A 14,172-nucleotide genomic window follows, 5' to 3' on the forward strand; every position below is an offset into this window, starting at 1 on the left:
TCACGCCTCCACTTTGACCAGGGCGCGGATCCAGAAGGCGCCGATGATGATCAGCAGGGCACCGCCCGCGACCAGCATCAGGCCGACCGGTGTGGTGAACAGCGGATTCATGTACTGCGGTTTGCTGAACGTCAGCCACGCACCGAGCACGATCGGCAGGCCGACGATGATGACACCGGACAACCGGCCCTCGGCACTGATGGCGCGGACGTGGCGGCGGGTCTGCGCGCGTTCGCGCATGGTGTCGACCGTGTTCTTCAGCACCTCGGCCAGGTTGCCGCCGACCTCCCGCTGGATCCTGGTGGCCATCACCACCCAGCGCAGGTCGCCGCATTCCATCCGGTCCGCGACTCGGTTGAGCCCGGTCTCGAGCTCGACTCCGATCCTGGTCTCGGCCAGCGCGCGGGAGAACTCGCTCGCCGCGGGCTGCGTGCCGTCGCGGACGACGGCATCGATGGACTGTGCCAGCGAGAACCCGGAGCGCAGCGATCCGACGATCAGCTGCAGCACATCCGGGAGCTGCTCACCGAAGGCTGCACGACGCCGCCCGATCCGGAAGCTGAGGTACAGGTGCTGGATGAGCCAACAGGCGACCAGCCCGATCGGCACACTCAGCAGCGGGCTGACGCCGAGCAGGATCAATGCGACCACCAGGGCCACGCCGCCGCACAGGGCCAGCAACGCCCATTCGGCCGGCTTGCGCATCACAGCGGCGAGATCGAGTCGGCGGGCGAGTCCTTGCTCGGCGCCGCTGGAGCGCAGCGCCTGGCCGACGAATCCGACCGCCGTCCGCGCGGCAGCGCTCTCGTTCTGGTTCGCTTGCTGAACGTCGGGACGAGGTCCGTAGTGACCGACCTGCCGCACCAATCGGCGTGCCGCGTCCTCTCTGACGCCCTGCCAACGCAACAGAACCACTGCGAGCAACACCACGACGAAGACGCCGCCGAGCAAGGCGAACAGCTGCCAGGACCAGAACGTTCGGTGGGCGCTGCCTTGCTCTGCAGTGTTCGGTGGCGCCGGCGAGGCCGTAGCAGGTGGCGGAGGTACCACGGCGAAGGTCACCGAGGTCTTTGCGCTGACCGAACCGACAGTGACGCGCAGCATGACCTGACGGCCGGCCAGTGCCTCCGGCACGGTGACGTCGACGTTCGCACGTGCGGTGAAGTTGCGCGCTACGGCAGCGAAGGCCGCCGTCAACTCGCTGGCGCTCTGGGCGGCGAGTACCCGCCCGCCCGCGGCTGACGCGATTCGCTGTGCTGCGGACGCGTCACCGTCGCCGTACCGGAAGGCGACCACGTCGGCCGGGATGCGCTCGGTGGCAAGTTGGCGGGTGACCGCCGTGAGTGCGACCTTGCTGGAGGTGTCCACGCCGTCGGACAGCACGACCAGCCTGCGCTGGGCCGATGCACCGAGCCGGGCGGCATCGAGCGTCGCAACGGCTGAGCGGACCGCGTCGTACAACGCCGTTTCGCCGGTGGCTTGCACACGAGCCAGTGCGTTGCGCACCGAGGTGCGGTTGGTGGTGGGCCGCACGGCCAGCCGAGGTTGGTCGGAGAAGGTGAGCAGACCCGCCTGTACGTCGTTCGGCAGGCTGGCCAGGTAGCTCAGTGCGGCCTGACGCGCGGCTGTGATCCCAGAGCCGGCCATGGAGCCGCTGGTGTCCAGCACGATGATCACCGCGCGCGGTGGTGCCGCCGTAGTCGTTGTGCTGCCGACCGGAGTGACGCGCGCGGCCAACTCGGTGGTGCCCGCCTGGACCTTGACGGTCCGCGAGTCCAGCTTTCCTGGGACGTTGGCGGTGGTGAGTACGAAGCTGGCATGACCGGGGCTGACCTGCACCGAGTCGATCCGGGCCGACGGGGTGCTGTCCGCCTGGGCGACGCCCGGCACAACCGCCGCCAAGCCCGCGAACAGGACACCCGTGACGGCGAGCAGTCGGTTCCGTCGCGTCGTCATCGGGGGACCTCTTCCAGGCCGAACATCCACGGCGGCAGGTAGATGCCGCGGTCCGCGAGCCGGTCGAGGAACCCCGGGCGCAAGCCGGTGGACCGCAGCGAGCCGCGGAACCGGCCGTGCTCGTCGACTCCGGCATGGAAGTCGAACAGGAACAGGTCTTGCAGGGTGATGACCTCACCCTCCATGCCGTTCACCTCGGTGATGTGAGTGATCCGGCGGGTGCCGTCCTTGAGCCGGGTCTGGTGCACGATGAGGTCGATCGCGGAGGCCATCTGCTCGCGGATCGCCCGCTGTGGCAGGTCGACGCCGCCCATCAGCACCATGGTCTCCAGCCGGGACAGCGAGTCGCGCGGCGCGTTGGAGTGCACGGTGGTGATGGAGCCGTCGTGGCCGGTGTTCATCGCCTGCAACATGTCCAGGGCGGCGCCGTCGCGGACCTCGCCGATGATGATGCGGTCGGGACGCATCCGCAACGCGTTGCGGACCAGGTCCCGGATCGCGATCTCGCCGCGTGCCTCGACGTTGGACGGCCGCGACTCCAGCCGCAGTACGTGGTCCTGCCGCAGTTGCAGCTCGGCCGCGTCCTCGATCGTGACGATGCGCTCGTCATCGGGCAGGAAAGAGGACAACACGTTCAGCGTCGTCGTCTTGCCGGAGCCGGTGCCGCCGCCGATCAGGATGTTCAGCCGGCCGTGGACGCACGCGTTCAGCAGTTCGGCGACCGGTGCGGTGAGCGTACCGAAAGAGATCAGGTCGTGGGCGGTGAACGGGTCGGCGGCGAACTTCCGGATCGTCAGCATCGATCCGTCCAGCGCGATCGGCGGAACGACGGCGTTCACCCGGCTGCCGTCTGGCAGGCGGGCGTCCACCATCGGGCTGGACTCGTCGACGCGCCGGCCGACCCGGGCCACGATCTTGTCGATGGTACGGCGAAGGTGACTCTCGTCGGTGAAGGCCGCATCGACCCCGACCAGCCGCCCGTTGCGTTCGACGTAGATCTGGTCATGGCCGTTGACCATGATCTCGGAGACGCCGGGGTCACGAAGGTACGGCTCGAGCGGCCCGTGTCCGAGGATCTCGTCGGCGACCTCCTGGGCGACCCGCGAGCGATCCGCGGCGGTCATCGGGGTGTCGTCGCGCTGCAGTACTGCCTGCAGGGTTTGGGTGACCCGCTGTTCGAGCTCGCGCTGGTCGAGGTGGGCGTCGTACAGCTTGGGCCCCAAGGCCTCCAGCAGCCCCTGGTGGACGCTGCGCTTCACGCCCGCGAAGGGGTCGGCATTGCGCGCCGCGCGGCGGGGGACCGCAGCGATCGGGCCTGGTGCGCCGGCGGGCGCGGGCCGAGGCGCTTGGGGCTGCTGGTCCATGCCCGCTTGCCGCTGGGCCAGCCGTTCGGACAGGTTCATCATCGCCTCCCCGCACCACGGCGTCCGGCGAAGGCCTTGTGCCGCGCCGGAGCGGGCTGGCTCAGCAGACGTTCGTGGGCGAACCGGGTGATCGCCTGGCTGACCGGATGAGTCGGCGTCGCGATCACGATCGGGGTCCCCTTGTTGATGGAGATCGGAACGTTGCGGCTGGATGGCACCTGAGCGCTGATCGGGTTGCGCACCACGCGGTCGACGTCACTCGAGGACAGCCCGACCTTCGAGTCGGAGCGGTTGACCACCACCGAGCGGATGTCGCGCGGGTAGGACAGCAGGTCGAGCATGTCGAGCGCGATCCGCAGGTTCTTGATCGCCGGCGTGTCCGGTGTGGTCAGCAGCACGTGGTGGTCGGAGGCATCCATCGCCGTGAGCACGTGCTCGCTGAACTGGGCCGGGGTGTCGACGACGACGAAGTCGTACATCCCGCGCAGGACGGTGAGCAGCTCGCCGACGAGCGCCGGGGGGATCTTCTCGGCATCGCCCGGCGTCACCGGCGCCAGCAGCATGTCCAGCCCGGGCCCGTACGACGTCAGCAGCGAAGCCGCGCCGGTCGTGTCGAGGTGACCGGCCATCGTCAACGCGTCGCTGATGGTGCGCACTGGTTCGAGCTGGACGCTGATCGCCACATCGCCGAAGGAGAGATCGAGGTCCAGCACGCAGACCCGGTGCACTCCTCCGGCGGCCAGCGCCGCGGCGAGGTTGATCGCGATGGTGGTCTTGCCGCAACCGCCTTTGGCAGCGAAGACCGTGACCACCTTGCCGTGATGAGTCGGCTCCGGCTCCTCGTAGGTACGGACCTCGGCCCGCACATGTCCGGACAGCGCACGCGAACGCTCGCATGCAGCGGCCAACGCCACGTGGTCGCCGGCCGTGACCACTTCCCGTACGCCGGCTCGGAGTGCATCGGTGAGCAGTACGACGTCGACGTACTCGCGCACGAGGATGACGCCGGTGGTCGGTCGCTCCAGGCGCAGGTGCTCGGTGAACCGGAGCGCCTCGACGGTCTCGGTCTCCGGTCCGATCACGACCAGGTCCTCGTCGGGGTCGTCGCTCAGGGCTTGCAGCGCGGCGCTGAGGTCATCGACCGGCCGTACGCCGTCGCCGATGCTCGAGGTCAGTTCGTCCGGCCACGGTGCCGGCTGGCAAAGGATGGTCATCGCGGTTCTCCTTACTTCTTCTTCGCCGGCGGCGGTGGGAACTGCGGAACGATGTGGTCGTCGGGCTTGATCGTGGCGGACGGGCCGAGCAACGCCAGGTACGGCAGACCGGTCTGGGTGAGCAGGATCAGGCGCTCGGCGTCGTCCTGATTGACGGCGAAGGTGACCAGCGTCATGTCCTGCTGAGGGCCGGCAGTGCTCGCCGCCAAGGTGGTGTTGGTGACCTTGGCGTCATCCTTCGGAGTGGGCGGGGTTGCCGGGCCGATCGAGAGCACCTTCACCTTCGGAATCACGACGCGCGTGTTGCCGATGCCTTTGCCGACCTGCTGCTTGTGCTGGCCGGTGCAGTTCGGCTGTGCGGTGACATCACCGGTGCCACCGGTGACGAGGGTGCCGAACACCGCGACCTCGGATCCGGCTCGTACGTTGCCGGCCACCATCTCCGGGCTGCAGAGCGTGATCGTGACCGCCACCTTGCCGTCGGGAATCGTGAGGTCGCCGGTGGCCTGCGCCTCCGACACCAGCATCGATCCCAGCAGCAGCTGGCCGGGTTTGAGATCGGCCGAGGTGACCAGGTCGTCCTGCTCCGCGGTGATCTCCGAAAGAGCGTCGGACGCCACCGAGGAGGCCGGCAGTGTTTCCTTGCGCAGCTTCGATTTGGCCTCGGCGGCCGTGGTTCCGGACGGGATCGCCTTGTCGACCACGAGAACGGTCACTGCCTGCTGCCCGGCCACCGCGCGGGCGTCCGCGCGAAGCACATAGACCAGTACGGCAAGCGTTCCGACGATGGCCAGCGTCGCCGCCAGCACGATGGTTATGACCCGACGTTTCATTGTTCTCTCTCTTCCGCAGGCACAGCTAGCCGGCGAGCTTGATGGCGGTGGCACCGAAGTAGGTGCCGCCACCGACGGTGGTGGTCACGGGCACCAGTGCCTGGGTGAAATGTCCGAAGATGCAGGACGGAGTCGTCTTCCCGTTCGGGCAGTCCGCCTTGCTGAAACCGGAGGGGATCTCGTCCTTGAGCGGGTTCATGTTCGCGTAGCCGGTGAGGATGAAGGCGGCCAGACCGACCAGGTGATAGGTGGCGCCGCTGCCCGAACCCGTCGTCGTGTCGAAGATCGGGATGAAGATCGGGGCCCCGCTCGCGAGGTACGACCTCAACGTGTCCTGACACGCCTGCGAGATGTTCTTGCCCGGGTCGCTTCCGGTGGCGTATCCACTGTTCGTCAGGTCGATCTCCGCCGTACATCCACCGACGTCGTCCAACCAGCCGAATTCACCGGGCCTGCTCAGGCCGTCGCACGTGGGCGCGTTGGGAGCGTCGCGGACGAAGATCCGGACATCGGTGCCGAAGGTCGGCGGGGTGCCGCCGGTGGCCTGCGTCCATGCACACAGCGACAGCGTCATCGCGAGCGACTTCGAGCTCTGCATGGCCGGGCCCCACATCGCGCGGGCGCAGGCGAGAACCGTGCTGCCCTGGTAGCCGGCGTTTCCTGCCAGCGCGCGAGCGAACACCGGGGGCAACAGCGAGGAACCGCCGGCGGTCAGGGTGGCGGTGTGTACGTCGACATAGTTCGTGCCGGACGCCGGAGCACTCGGGCAGTCGTAGATGGCGCCTGAGGACGCCGGGCAGCCGCCCAGACCGCCGTTGAGGTCGTAGCCGCACACCAGAGTCACCGCCGACACGCCGTCCTTGGCATTGAGGTTGGCGTAGGTGGTCGCCGTACCGGGCGCGCAACTGGTGATGACACAGGACTTGGCGACCGCGATCGAACCGGCGTCGGCGCCGTTCTGCAACTCCGCGCGCTCCTGGTACAGCGTGCCGACGTCGATGACCAGGGCGGCCATGCCGAGTAGCACGCCGCTGCCGAGCAGCATGCCGACCAGGACGCCGAAGGCGCCTCGGTCGTCGCGGCCGAGCAGCCGCATCATCGGCCGGATGAACGGCGGGACTAGGTCTCGCATGGCATGACTCCCTGGGCAGTCAAGGTGAGCTGGCCGCTCAAGCCGGAGCCGCCGAAAAGGCTGACGACGTACCCGAGCCCGGGCGTGAACTGGAAGGTGTAGCTGGTTTGGACAGCGCCGTTACTGGCTGGGCCGGCGCCGGTGGGGCAGGCTGACTGAATCGCCACACCCACTGGGCTCAGCCCGGTCGCGGCGGCCTGCGTCCGGCCCGGCACGTTCGGCTGCCCCAGCGCGACGAGTCGAGCACCCTCGCGTGCGGCCTGGGTGAGAGTCACCTGTGCGTTGAGCATCCGGCCGAAGTCGACGATGCCCAGCACGATCAGCAGCAGCAAGGGGAGCAGAAGCGCGAACTCCACAGCGGCGGCGCCGCGGTCCGCGCTGCTGCCCCCATGTACCGACGAGGGGGACGTGCGGCGTACCCATGCCGCTGGCCGGATGCGGGATACACGGCCGTGGTGAGTTTCCCCGCCGCGGGTCCCTCGTCTCGGATACATGAGTTCTCCCATTGATGAGATGCGTTCGTTGGCAGCCTGCGTTTTCGCCGGCAGCCGGGGCTTTCAGAGGTTGCCGATGACGCCCGTGTACCAAGCGGCGACTGCCGGGCCGAGGACGATGAGAGCTGGTACGACGACGACCGCGATGAGCACCACCAGCAGGCCGTACTCGACCATGGTCGCGCCACGGTCGTGACGCACCGACCGGACAACAGCTCTGCCGAACCCCACGAGATGGAGCATCGAAACTCCTCCCTGTGTGGGGTGGTGGCGACCCGGCCGGACTGGCCGGGCCGCACCACCCACGCGATCGGACTGAGTGGATTGGCCGACGCCCAGAACGATCAGAGGTTGCCGGCGACACCGTTGAACAGGCCGAAGATGGCCGGGCCCAGGATCAGCAGCGCGGGAACCACGATGACGGCGATCAGGGCAACCAGCAGGCCGTACTCGACCATGGTCGCGCCGCGCTCGTCGCGCCGCAGCTGCTTGGTGAAGGACTGCAGGTGGGTGGTCAGGTAGTTGAGCATGTGGAACTCCTTGTTCGGTCGGCGGGCGTCGTGCTCCACCGGATTGGTCGAACGACGCTTTGCCGCTCGGTACCGGAACTGTGCTGGATCGTTGCCTTGTCGCGGCATCGGTCATTCGGCCAGAAGCGATGGCCGATGGACGACACCGGACGACACCCTTGTCGGGCGATTGGCCGACACTGTCGGCTGAACGGTCGGCATCCGTCGCCGGTCGGTCAGTTCTGCGGCCGCCTGGTTCCTTGGATGGCCAGGGCGTCGTTACGTTCGCCGGTATGAACATCGCGTGGGCAGTCGCCGGAGGGGTGATCGGCTTCGTCGCCGGCATGGTGCTGCGCAGCACCGTGTTCCGGCTGTCGGTTGCGTCCGGCGAGTCTGCCCGTACCGCGTGCCCGCGGTGCGCGACGCCCGTCAGCGGACGGATCCGCTGCGCGCACTGTCACAGCTGGTACGGCGTGCCGCTCGTCCTCGAGCTGGTCACCGCCACGGTGCTTGCCTTGCTGCTGGGCCGATTCGCCGGTCTCCCCGATGCAGCCGCGTTCGCGCTTCTCGGGGCGCTGGGGGTGGCCTTGGGGGCCATCGACATCGCGGTCAAGCGGCTGCCTGACCGGCTGACCCTGCCGCTGTATCCAGGGCTGATCGCCCTGTTCGGACTCGCGGCGCTGGTCGACGGACACCCGGCGAAGTTGCTCCGCGCGGTGCTGGGCGGAGTGGCGCTCGGCGGCGGCTACCTGATCCTTGCGCTCGCGAGCCGGGGACAGCTCGGCGGCGGCGACATCAAGCTCGCCGGCGGACTGGGCATCGCGCTCGGCTGGCTGGGCTGGCCGGCAGTGTTCACCGGGGCGGCCTTGGGCTTCGTCCTGATGGCATTGGTCAGCCTCGTGCTCCTCGCCGTACGGCGGATCACGCTCAAGCACGACATCAGCTTCGGCCCGTTCATGCTCACCGGCGCCCTCGTCGCCATCCTCGCCTCGGCCTGATCCTTCCGCGCCTGACGGGTGCGAAATTAGGGTCCAAAGTCCCTAGCCGCCCCGGCTTGTTGTTACTTACCGTGCTGAAACACCTGCTGGAACTTGGTCACCAAGCGTTCAACTAGATGGGTGGAAAGCACCCGCAAGTTTTGCGTAACGGCGTGTACGCGGGAACCGATCATAGTGACAGTAGGTGACTTCAGTCACTCTCCGCCTGGGGGGCGTTGGGAGAGATCTCACGGGGGGCAAGGGCCATGCAGAACTCGATCTCGGTCGTCGTCGTCGACGGCCACACGCTGACGAGATACGGATTGATCCGGCTCGTCAGCACCGATGCCGACATCACCATCGTCGGCGAATGCGGCCTGGCGGCCGACGCGCCGGCCCTCGTCGCATCCACCAATCCGGACGTGGTGGTGCTCGACGTCGCGCTGCCGGATGCCGACGGACTCCGCCTGGCCCGTGAACTCCGCGACCGCCACGCCGAGCTCGGCATCGTCGTACTCACGGCTCAGGCGGAGGACGACGTACTCTTCCGGGCCCTGGAGACCGGCGTGTCCGCCTTCGTCGGCAAGACCGCCCCGAACGCCGAGGTGCTCGGGGCGATCCGGCACGCCGCGGTGGCCGCGGCCTCGTTCACCGCGACCGGCCTCATGCACGCGCTGGCGCGCCGCGGCCACGTCGCCGGCGGGCAGCCTGCAAGCGGCCCTGCTCAAGTTGTCGGCGCCCTTGCAGCCAAGGGGATGGCGCTCAGTCCGCGGGAGCAGGAGGTTCTGTCCCTCCTGGTCGCCGGCCATTCGGTCGCGGCGATCGCGGGCACGATGTTCGTCAGCCTTTCGACGGCCAAGACCTACGTGTCCCGGCTCTACGAGAAGCTGGGCGCCACCAACCGCGCCAACGCGATAATGGCCGCCCTCCGCCTCGGCCTGATCAAGCCGGAGCTCCTCGCGTCGCCTAGTTCACGGGACCAGGACCAGCCTGCCGCGTACGCCGCCCTTCGCTAGTTGCTCGTACGCCGCTGCAGCCTCGTCCAGTGAGTAGGTACCGGCAACGCGGGTTGAGATCGCTCCGGTCTCGTGTAGCTGCACCAGCTCCGCCAGCTCGGCCCGGTTCGCGTGGACGAAGATCTGCTCGACGGTGATGCCTCGGAGGTGGGGTGGGCAGGGTCCTGCTTGCACGTGTGCGTGCCTGCCGCGGTTGCGGACTGCCTCCTGGGCTGCGATGCCCAGTACCGCGGCATCCACCAGGGCGTCCACGCCGGCTGGAACGATCGCGTGTACTGCGGTTGCCAGGTCCACCGACCGTGGCACGAAGTGATCCGCGCCAAGGCGTCGTACCAGGCCCTCGTCCTCGTTGCCCGCGCTGGCGATCACTGTGAGGCCTAGGTGCTTGCCGAGCTCGACCGCGTACCCGCCAACGCCGCCGGCCGCGCCTGTGACGAGCAGTGTCTGGTCAGGGCTCGTGTTGAGGGCCTTGAGTGCTTGCAGCGCTGTCAGGGCATTGAGTGCGATGGTGGACGCCTGGATCAGGTCGACATCCTTTGGTGCCGGTGCGACCGCATCTGCGTCGAGTACGACGTACTCCGCATGCGTCTTCAGTGACTGCCCGAGCAGGTCCGCCAGCCCGATCACCGGCGTACCCGGTGGGATGTCTGTGCTTGGGCCGGCTGCATCGACGATCCCGGCGACATCCCAGCCGAGACCGAACTGATCGCGCGGCGCCGTCACGCCGTACTGGACCGCCTTGCCGTTGCTGACCGCAACGTCGACCGGGTTGACCGCGGCGGCGGCCACCTTGATCCGGACCTGTCCGCGAGCCGGTTCCGGCATCGGCGTCTCGATCACTTCGAGGGCGTCGGGCCCGTCGAGCCGCCGGGCCACGAGTGCGCGCATAGTCTTTCTCTCCTTCGCAGTGGTTGTTGGTGACCTCACTCTCGGAGAGCTACTCTCTGCGGGGAAGTAGGTACTTCGAAGTGCGTACCGCACGGTAAGGAGAGCCATGCCGACGCGTACCGCCGCTCAGCGCCGGGAGGACGCAGCCCGCGAGTACGACGCGTTCCTGGCCGCCTGCCCGGCCAGACAGTTGCTCGACCGGATCAGCGACAAGTGGGTGACGCTGATCATCACCGCGCTCGCCGACGGCCCGCAGCGGTACTCGGACCTGTCCCGTCGCATCGCCGGCGTCAGTCAGAAGATGCTCACCCAGACCCTGCGCTCCCTCGAACGGGACGGCCTGCTCAGTCGCTCGGTGACCCCGTCCGTACCGGTCCGCGTCGACTACGAACTGACTCCGCTAGGCCAGACCCTGCTGCCGCTGATCGCGTCCATCAAAGGCTGGGCCGAGAACCACATGCCACAGGTGGCCGCCGCCCGCAGCCAGTACGACGATGTGAGCGCCTCAGCGTGACGGATCGACGAGTGGTCGTGATGGTCGTGCCTGCCAGCGGTAGTTGGGCGCCACCAGGCCGGGACCCCGAGGCGTGGCGGCTCGCGCTGGCTGAGGACACGTACGAAGTGCTGGCCGCGCTGGACCGGGTAGACGTGACCGTGGCCGTTGCGGGTGGTGATGACGCGGCTGTGGCTGAGGTGGGCGCTCTCACTTGGCCTGGGACATCCGTCTATGCCGTTGATGCTGCACGTCCGGTCTTGGATGCGGTAGCTCTGGCTGGGCCGGCTGCTGCGGTGGTCGCCGTCAGCCACGACGTACCGGACCTGCCAGGGCTGCTGATCGGCAAGCTCTTTCGTGCGCTCAGCAACGCCGACGTTGCGGTGACCCCGGCCGAGGACGGGACGCTCGCGGCGATCGGAGTCAACGTGCCCACCGCCGACTGGGTCGTGGCTGCCGCACCGACCTTCGACACTCGCCTGTCCGACCTCGAGTCCGTCAAGCCTCGCCGTCACGCCGTGGCTATCGGGCCTGGCTGGCACAGATTGCAATCGGCTGCTGACATAGCGCGACTGGATCCCGGCCTCGAAGGCTGGGACGCGACCCGTTCCATACTTCGTCACCCCTGACCCGTCACCTTCCTCGAACTCGCTCGTTCATCAGGCAGCGGGGAACTTCTGGGGGATGTTCAGCCGTCGCCGCACTGGTGTCGATGCCGTTCAGGGGCGGTACCCGACACCAGCGGGGGACGGCTGAAATGCGGTGCTGCGGGGGACTTCATGGGGGAGTGCACCAGTTGGAACGTGCTGCGAGAACGGGGATCGCGGCACGACGGGGGGAGTGGGCAACAACAAGCAGTAGTGGGCAGATACGGGGAACTCACGGGGATGCGGGACGTGCTGCCGGTGACGGGGACCGGCAGTCCGAGGACACCAGTACGGCGGGGGGACAGCAGAGCTACGGGGGTAGCAGTACGGCGGGGGGATCACGGGGATCGCAGTAAAACGGGGGGGATTCACGGGGTTGTAGTTCGACGGGGACAACCGGGAACTGCAGCGAAGCGGGGGATCCAGGGGATCGCAGTACGGCGGGGAACCACGGGGGCTGCAGTTCGACGGGGACACCTGGGGAACAGCAGTAAAGCGGGGGATTCACGAGGATCGCAGTACGGCGGGGGGAAAACACGGGGGGCTACAGTACGGCGGGGGATCACGGGGATCGCAGTGCAGCGGGGAATCACGGGGACAGCAGTAGGACGGGACTTCTTGGAGGACCGTTTGGTGGCGCGCGGGTCGGTCAGCCGGCCGGCCCGCGGCCGCCTGCATCAGTCGCACAAACGCATGCCCTCAGCAACTGATAGAGCTACGGCGATCAGGCGGGGATGACGCCGTACTTGATCAGTTCTTTCTCGACGATGTGCAGCCCTTGCTGGCCGGGCAGGGCGTCGATCTTGGCGTCGATCCGGCGAACCTCGGCCAGGCCCTGCTCACCGCCGTACAGATAGGTGAGCATGTGCTTCACCTCGTCCGGCGGCATGATCGTCGAGCCGACGATGCCCCACGCCCTCGACAGCGCGAACCGGGCGATCCTCTGCGCCTTCTTGCTACGCAGCAGTCGATCCCGCGCTTGGCTGTTGTAGAACGCGACGTGCCGGGTCTCCTGCCTGGCGATCCGCTTCAGGATCTCGGTCAGTACCGGATGCCTCTCGGCTTGGATCACCCGCGTGTACGCCGAATGCGCACACCACTCGTTGATCGCACCCCACGCCATGTGGGTGGCGATGAAGTCCTCGCCGACGACGTTCGCCAGCAGCGACTGCCGGATCGGCGCCAGCCGGTCACGCCAGCCGAGCCGGGAACGCACGGCGCGAGTGTGCTCAGGCCCGGTCGGGACACCGTGCCGCTCGAGCACCTCGTCCAGCACCTCGCCGTGCCAGTACTCCTCGAGGTTCCACATCGTCAGGAAGACGGTGACCTCGGGATCGGCGTGCGAGGGTGTGACGAGCAGATCGCGCAGGTAGCAGACCGTGTGGGTTTCCACGTCGCTCATGTAGCTGAGGCAGCGCAACGTGTCGTCGGACAGCGGCCGGGTCTCGAACGAGGCCATGTCGAGGTCGTCCCAGCGGATGCGGGTCGAGGTCTGGGCGTAGTGATCGATGTCGAAGCTCACGGAGATCCTTCGGCACACTGGGGCGACCGGATGGCCGCGATCCGACGAGTGACAACGAGCCTACGGCGCGGCACCGACACTCCGTCATCACGTTGCCGACCAGGACCCCGCCACGTGCGTACGGCGGTTTCCGGGCAGTCGCCCGCCTCGATCAACCGCGGATATCTCCACCTGAGACAAGAGCAAGTCGTTGCCGAGCCCTGCCGACCAGATCCTCGACCGTGTGGTCTGCCCCGGCCGGCAGCGCGTCCATCGCGAACCACGCGAGGTCTTCCGACTCCTCGCTGACCACGAAGTCAGTCGTCTCGGTGGCAGTCACCAGGAACTGAACATCCAAATGGAACGCACCCGCGCACCCACCAGCCAACAGTTGATGCCGCGACAACTGAAGCGGACTGGGGTCGATCGACAGCCCCGTCAGCCCGGACTCCTCCGCAGCCTCCCGCAGAGCAGCACCCGCCAGCGTCGTGTCACCGACCTCGCAATGCCCACCGAGCTGCAGCCACTGCCCGACAACCTTGTGCAACGTCAGCAGCACCCGGCTGCCCGACGCATCAACCACCAGAGCACTCGACGTCACATGCTCCGGCCGGCAACTCCGCCACATCCCATCCGCCCGCTCACCCAGATGCCGCAGGTAATGCGCCCGCAGTTCCCCCTGCACCCCATCAGGCGCACCCCACCCCTCCAACGTCCGCACAGCATCCCCAAGAAGCACCCCGCCAGTCTCCCCCACCCCCTCAAGACCCCGCACGCCCACCCGTCAACCCACGAGGCTGTACGCCGTCCCGTCAACCCACGAGGTTGTACGCCGTCGCCCCAACCGCACGAAGCTGTACGCCGTCCCGTCAACCCGAGGCTGTACGCCGTCGCCCCAACCGCACGAGAGGCCGCGCGCCCTCTTCCCAACGCCGCAAGAGGCCGCACGCCGTCCCCCCAACCCGTCAAGGGATCGGACGCGCCCGCCCCGCCCGTCAAGGGATCGCACACCGTCCCCGACCCGTCAAGGGATCGGACGCCCCCGCCCCGCCCGTCAAGGGGCCGCACGCCGTCCCCCCCAACCCAACCCGTCAAGAGGCCGCAACGCCCCCGCCCCAACGCCTCAAGGGGCCGTTACGTCCCGGTCG

General features: G+C 68.0%; 15 protein-coding genes. 4 read left to right on the forward strand and 11 right to left on the reverse strand.

Translation table 11 applies throughout. The features are described 5' to 3' along the window. The 8 genes from V9K99_RS34485 to V9K99_RS34520 all read right to left on the reverse strand — a co-directional run bounded on the left by V9K99_RS34485 (position 1) and on the right by V9K99_RS34520 (position 7,523). Positions 1-1,956 carry a VWA domain-containing protein gene (locus V9K99_RS34485; protein WP_337009377.1) on the reverse strand — a complete coding sequence of 652 codons (1,956 nt, stop codon included), beginning with the start codon at positions 1,954-1,956 and terminating at the stop codon, positions 1-3. Then, entirely contained in the window at positions 1,953-3,359 is a 1,407-nt protein-coding gene (locus V9K99_RS34490) for a CpaF family protein (RefSeq protein WP_337009379.1), read from the reverse strand. Before V9K99_RS34490 ends, V9K99_RS34485 begins: the two co-directional genes overlap by 4 nt. After that, a complete protein-coding gene (locus tag V9K99_RS34495; RefSeq protein WP_337009381.1) occupies positions 3,359-4,534 on the reverse strand; it encodes an AAA family ATPase in 1,176 nt (391 codons plus the stop codon). The genes V9K99_RS34490 and V9K99_RS34495 overlap by 1 nt, the downstream gene beginning before the upstream one ends. A gap of 11 nt (positions 4,535-4,545) precedes the next feature. Next, complete coding sequence (gene cpaB, locus V9K99_RS34500) at positions 4,546-5,367, reverse strand: Flp pilus assembly protein CpaB (RefSeq protein ID WP_337009382.1); 822 nt, start codon at positions 5,365-5,367, stop codon at positions 4,546-4,548. Between the two features lie 25 nt (positions 5,368-5,392). Beyond that, on the reverse strand, positions 5,393-6,499 hold the full coding sequence (locus tag V9K99_RS34505) for a TadE/TadG family type IV pilus assembly protein (protein ID WP_337009384.1): 1,107 nt from the start codon (positions 6,497-6,499) through the stop codon (positions 5,393-5,395). Then, positions 6,487-6,855, reverse strand: coding sequence for a TadE/TadG family type IV pilus assembly protein (locus V9K99_RS34510; RefSeq protein ID WP_337009386.1), 369 nt, complete (start codon positions 6,853-6,855; stop codon positions 6,487-6,489). The genes V9K99_RS34505 and V9K99_RS34510 overlap by 13 nt, the downstream gene beginning before the upstream one ends. 201 nt (positions 6,856-7,056) lie before the next feature. Next, on the reverse strand, positions 7,057-7,236 hold the full coding sequence (locus V9K99_RS34515) for a Flp family type IVb pilin (protein WP_337009388.1): 180 nt from the start codon (positions 7,234-7,236) through the stop codon (positions 7,057-7,059). Positions 7,237-7,337: 101 nt separating this feature from the next. Next, positions 7,338-7,523 carry a Flp family type IVb pilin gene (locus tag V9K99_RS34520; protein WP_337009390.1) on the reverse strand — a complete coding sequence of 62 codons (186 nt, stop codon included), beginning with the start codon at positions 7,521-7,523 and terminating at the stop codon, positions 7,338-7,340. A gap of 272 nt (positions 7,524-7,795) precedes the next feature. Between V9K99_RS34520 and V9K99_RS34525 the strand changes: the two genes are divergently transcribed. Beyond that, positions 7,796-8,500, forward strand: coding sequence for an A24 family peptidase (locus V9K99_RS34525; RefSeq protein WP_337009392.1), 705 nt, complete (start codon positions 7,796-7,798; stop codon positions 8,498-8,500). A gap of 245 nt (positions 8,501-8,745) precedes the next feature. Continuing rightward, positions 8,746-9,495 carry a response regulator transcription factor gene (locus V9K99_RS34530; RefSeq protein ID WP_337009394.1) on the forward strand — a complete coding sequence of 250 codons (750 nt, stop codon included), beginning with the start codon at positions 8,746-8,748 and terminating at the stop codon, positions 9,493-9,495. On the opposite strand, the gene V9K99_RS34535 is transcribed toward V9K99_RS34530, so the two are convergent. Further along, positions 9,451-10,383, reverse strand: a complete 933-nt coding sequence (locus V9K99_RS34535) for an NADP-dependent oxidoreductase (protein WP_337009396.1) — start codon at positions 10,381-10,383, stop codon at positions 9,451-9,453. The genes V9K99_RS34530 and V9K99_RS34535 overlap by 45 nt on opposite strands. A 106-nt stretch (positions 10,384-10,489) precedes the next feature. Between V9K99_RS34535 and V9K99_RS34540 the strand changes: the two genes are divergently transcribed. Together V9K99_RS34540 and V9K99_RS34545 are read left to right on the forward strand one after the other, a co-directional pair. Continuing rightward, positions 10,490-10,897 (forward strand): winged helix-turn-helix transcriptional regulator, encoded by a 408-nt coding sequence (locus tag V9K99_RS34540; protein ID WP_337009398.1) that lies wholly within the window; start codon positions 10,490-10,492, stop codon positions 10,895-10,897. Beyond that, a complete protein-coding gene (locus V9K99_RS34545) occupies positions 10,894-11,505 on the forward strand; it encodes a DUF2064 domain-containing protein (protein WP_337009400.1) in 612 nt (203 codons plus the stop codon). Before V9K99_RS34540 ends, V9K99_RS34545 begins: the two co-directional genes overlap by 4 nt. Before the next feature lie 742 nt (positions 11,506-12,247). On the opposite strand, the gene V9K99_RS34550 is transcribed toward V9K99_RS34545, so the two are convergent. Both V9K99_RS34550 and V9K99_RS34555 read right to left on the reverse strand, forming a co-directional pair. Then, a complete protein-coding gene (locus tag V9K99_RS34550) occupies positions 12,248-13,045 on the reverse strand; it encodes a ferritin-like domain-containing protein (RefSeq protein WP_337009402.1) in 798 nt (265 codons plus the stop codon). A gap of 151 nt (positions 13,046-13,196) precedes the next feature. Next, positions 13,197-13,763: an NUDIX hydrolase gene (locus V9K99_RS34555; RefSeq protein WP_337322852.1), complete on the reverse strand. Its 567-nt coding sequence runs from the start codon at positions 13,761-13,763 to the stop codon at positions 13,197-13,199. Between the last annotated feature and the right edge of the window lie 409 nt (positions 13,764-14,172).

Source organism: Kribbella sp. CCNWLW201, from assembly GCF_037203805.1.
Classification (GTDB): domain Bacteria; phylum Actinomycetota; class Actinomycetes; order Propionibacteriales; family Kribbellaceae; genus Kribbella.

Excerpts from the sequence above, each read along its gene's own strand:
- V9K99_RS34485 (WP_337009377.1), bottom strand. The coding sequence starts at position 1,956 with ATGACGACGCGACGGAACCGACTGCTCGCCGTCACGGGTGTCCTGTTC.
- V9K99_RS34490 (WP_337009379.1), bottom strand. The coding sequence starts at position 3,359 with ATGAACCTGTCCGAACGGCTGGCCCAGCGGCAAGCGGGCATGGACCAG.
- V9K99_RS34495 (WP_337009381.1), bottom strand. The coding sequence starts at position 4,534 with ATGACCATCCTTTGCCAGCCGGCACCGTGGCCGGACGAACTGACCTCG.
- cpaB (WP_337009382.1), bottom strand. The coding sequence starts at position 5,367 with ATGAAACGTCGGGTCATAACCATCGTGCTGGCGGCGACGCTGGCCATC.
- V9K99_RS34505 (WP_337009384.1), bottom strand. The coding sequence starts at position 6,499 with ATGCGAGACCTAGTCCCGCCGTTCATCCGGCCGATGATGCGGCTGCTC.
- V9K99_RS34515 (WP_337009388.1), bottom strand. The coding sequence starts at position 7,236 with ATGCTCCATCTCGTGGGGTTCGGCAGAGCTGTTGTCCGGTCGGTGCGT.
- V9K99_RS34520 (WP_337009390.1), bottom strand. The coding sequence starts at position 7,523 with ATGCTCAACTACCTGACCACCCACCTGCAGTCCTTCACCAAGCAGCTG.
- V9K99_RS34525 (WP_337009392.1), top strand. The coding sequence starts at position 7,796 with ATGAACATCGCGTGGGCAGTCGCCGGAGGGGTGATCGGCTTCGTCGCC.
- V9K99_RS34530 (WP_337009394.1), top strand. The coding sequence starts at position 8,746 with ATGCAGAACTCGATCTCGGTCGTCGTCGTCGACGGCCACACGCTGACG.
- V9K99_RS34535 (WP_337009396.1), bottom strand. The coding sequence starts at position 10,383 with ATGCGCGCACTCGTGGCCCGGCGGCTCGACGGGCCCGACGCCCTCGAA.
- V9K99_RS34540 (WP_337009398.1), top strand. The coding sequence starts at position 10,490 with ATGCCGACGCGTACCGCCGCTCAGCGCCGGGAGGACGCAGCCCGCGAG.